At 63.4% G+C, this 3,397-nt stretch carries 3 protein-coding genes; all 3 read right to left on the reverse strand.

Features of this window, described 5'->3' with window-relative positions:
- Positions 1-252 precede the first annotated feature (252 nt).
- A complete protein-coding gene (locus ENZ74_RS26205) occupies positions 253-1,584 on the reverse strand; it encodes a S41 family peptidase (RefSeq protein WP_024502881.1) in 1,332 nt (443 codons plus the stop codon).
- Positions 1,585-2,922, reverse strand: coding sequence for a murein hydrolase activator EnvC (locus ENZ74_RS26210; RefSeq protein ID WP_024502880.1), 1,338 nt, complete (start codon positions 2,920-2,922; stop codon positions 1,585-1,587).
- A gap of 124 nt (positions 2,923-3,046) precedes the next feature.
- On the reverse strand, positions 3,047-3,397 hold a 351-nt coding region (rlmH, locus tag ENZ74_RS26215; protein WP_127313083.1), incomplete at its 5' end, for a 23S rRNA (pseudouridine(1915)-N(3))-methyltransferase RlmH.

Consider the following 3,397-nt stretch of genomic DNA (forward strand, 5'->3'; position numbering starts at 1 on the left):
GTCCGAGCGGGCGTTCGATGTCCTTGCCGATATCAGTCAAGCGTAATCCCCGGGCGCATGGCTCCGAAGGCGAAGCCACTTCGAAACGGCATGCGCGAATTCATCAATCCCGGCGCACCCCCGCGCCATGCCTTGGGAGCTTTGCCTCGCCCCCGAATCAAACTGCCGGAACCTTTCGGTCCCGGCAGCATCGCATTGCTTCCATCATGCTCAAACAGAAAGATGGAGCGGCGCGTGCGCCGCTCCAGATCCCTACTGGTTGAGAACCGCCTTTTGCGGATTGGGCGGGAAGGACGGATCGGTCTTCTGGCCACGCAGCAGCTGCTCGGCATAGATGAGCTGCAGATCGTCTTTCGGATCCGGCGGCACATAGGCGGCCGAGCCCGAACCCGTCGTGCTCTCGTCGGCGCCCTTGATATGGCCCTTGAGATCGGATTCGCCACGCGTCAGATCCCTGCCCTGCAGTTCCGGCGGCAGTGGCTGTTCGACCTTGATGTCGGGCGTGATGCCCTTGCCCTGGATCGACTTGCCGGACGGCGTGTAATAGAGCGCCGTCGTCAGCCTGAGCGCACCATTCTCGCCGAGCGGAATGATGGTCTGCACCGAACCCTTGCCGAAGGACTGCGTGCCGACCACCGTGACGCGGCGCAGGTCCTGCAGCGCGCCGGCGACGATTTCCGAGGCACTGGCCGAACCGCCATTGACCAGGACGATCATCGGCTTGCCGTTGATGTCGTCGACCTGCTTGGGCTTGGCGTCGAAGCGGGTGACGTCCTTGGGGTCGCGGCCGCGCGTCGAGACGATCTCGCCGCGGTTGAGGAAGGCATCGGACACGCTCACCGCCTGGTCGAGCAGGCCACCCGGATTGAGGCGGAGATCCAGAACGTAGCCCTTCAGCTTGTCGTCGGGAATCTGCTTCTTGATGGTGTCGATGGCGTTCTCGAGGTCGTCGTAGGTCTTTTCGGTGAAGGAGGTGATCTTCATGTAGCCGATGTCGTTCTCGACCCGGAACTTGACCGCCTTGACCTTGATGATGTCGCGCACGACCGTCAGTTCGATCGGCTTGTCGGCGCCCTGGCGCAGGATGGTCAGCTTGATCGGCGTGTTGACCAGGCCGCGCATCTTGTCGACCGCATCGTTGAGGGTCAGGCCGCGAACCTCTTCGCCGTCGATCTTGGCGATGTAGTCGCCGGCCAGCACGCCTGCCTTGGCGGCCGGCGTGTCGTCGATCGGCGTGATCACCTTGACCAGATCGTTCTCCATGGTGACTTCGATGCCGAGGCCGCCGAACTCGCCCTTGGTCTGGACGCGCATATCCTGCGCCTGCTCGGCATTCATGTAGGAGGAGTGCGGGTCAAGCGAAGCCAGCATGCCGTTGATGGCATTCTCGACCAGCGACTTGTCGTCGGGCGGCGTCACATACTGTGCCCGCACGCGCTCGAAGATATCGCCGAAGATCGCCAGTTGCTTGTAGGTCTCCGACCCTGCAGCGTTCGCCGCCGAGCCGGGTGCGCCATAGACCAGGCTCATGGCGGACGCGCCCATCAGCGCACCGGCAAACAGAAGCGACAGTTTCCGCATTATTCACGTCCTTCCAGAAAAACGGTCCGCCCACCATGGGGCCGGATCGACGGGTTTTCCATCCTTGCGGAACTCGACATAGAGTTCCGGCGTGGCATTTCCATTCTTCGAAACCGAGGTGCTCGCCACCCGGGCCTCTCCCATCGCACCGATCGGCTCTCCTGCAAGCACTGATTGACCGGTCGCGACGCTGATTCTGCTCATCCCCGCCAAAACGACATGATAGCCGTCGCCTGCGTTCAGGATCAAGAGTTGACCATAAGAGCGAAACGGCCCCGCATAAAGCACATTTCCATCCGCCGGCGCGGTAACGATGGCTCCCGATTGTGTCGCAACCATGTCGCCTAGCATCACCGCGCCGTTACCGTCGTCGGCGCCGAATCGCCGCTTGATGCGGCCGGTCACCGGCAGTGCGATCTGTCCCTGCAGCGCCGAAAAGGGCACCGCGGCGGCAAGTTGGTTGCTTTCCGGAACGGGCAGCGACGCCAGTTCCGCCGGCGCGGATGTCTTGTCGCCATCCGCCGTCTTCTGCTCAGCGGCCTTGGCGGCATCGGCGGCCTTGCGGCTCTTGTCGGCCTGCGCTTCGAGCGAGGCGATCAACTCTTTCAGGCTGCCGGCCTTGGCCGCCAGCGCTTCGGATCGCTGCTTTTCCGCGGCCATTTGCGTTTGCGTGTCGGCTTCGAGCTTCTGCTTGGCCTCCAGCAGCATGCCGAGCCGCTTCTTTTCCGCCGTCTGGTCGCCGACCGCCGCCGTCAGCCGCGCCCGTTCGGCCTCGATCGACGCCGTAATCCTGGTCTGTTCCTTGAGATCGGCAAGCAGGCTATCGGTCTGCTGGCGCAGTTCCGGCACCACCGCGCCGAGCAGGATGGCGCTGCGCACCGACGACAGCGCGTCCTCGGGCTTGACCAGGATCGCCGGCGGCGGGTTGAGGCCCATGCGCTGCAGCGCGCCCAGCACTTCGGCCAGAACGTCGCGCCGCGCCATCAGCGAGGCGCGGATCTTCTGTTCCTGGCCCTTCAACCCTTCCAGCCTGGCGCCGATGTCCTCGATGTCCTGGCCGAGCTTCTGCTCGGTCATCGCCGACTGGATCAATGCGGCGGTGATCGAGGCGTGATCCTTCTTGATCGTCGCGATGTCGGCGGAGAGCTTGGCCAATCGTTCCGACGACAGCGTGATCTCCTTCGAGACCCGTTCATATTCGGCCCGGCTCTGGTCCGGATCGGGAGCCAGGTCGAGCGTGTTTTCCGCCCGCCCCGCATGCAGCGACAGCACAAGCACCGCCGCCGCGATTCCGCAGCGCGCGCGCCATGAGCCCGTTCTTGATTTTCTGTCTTCAGACATTGAAGCCCGACTCTATGCGTGGCTTCGTTAACGAACAATCAACCATGTTCGAAACCGCCCACTCGATGCAATGTTACGTTGGCATTGGGGCGGAAATCCGGGTGTGTCGCACCAATTCACCGGCTTACGAGCGATGGTAGGGATGTCCCGAAAGGATAGTGGCCACACGATAAAGCTGCTCTCCCAGCATCACGCGCACCAGTTGATGCGGCCATGTCAGCAATCCGAACGACATCACCAGTTCGGCCTGGTCGCGCAGCGACTGATCGTGGCCGTCGGCGCCGCCGATGGCGATGATCAGCGCCTTGCGGCCACCGTCACGCAACAGGCCGAGGCGCCCGGCGAAATCTTCCGAGGAAAAGCTTTTGCCGCGTTCGTCGAGCAGGATCAGGGCGGTGCCGGGCTGCAACTGCGTCTGCAGTTTCTGGCCTTCCTCACGCCGGCGCTCGTTGGCAGTCTGGCCGCGCCCCTCGGC

The organism is Mesorhizobium sp. M7A.F.Ca.CA.002.15.2.1, assembly GCF_003998715.1.
GTDB classification, from domain to species: Bacteria; Pseudomonadota; Alphaproteobacteria; order Rhizobiales; family Rhizobiaceae; genus Mesorhizobium; species Mesorhizobium ciceri.

Coding starts and splice junctions, on each gene's coding strand:
- ENZ74_RS26210 (WP_024502880.1), bottom strand. CDS start 2,922: ATGTCTGAAGACAGAAAATCAAGAACGGGCTCATGGCGCGCGCGCTGC.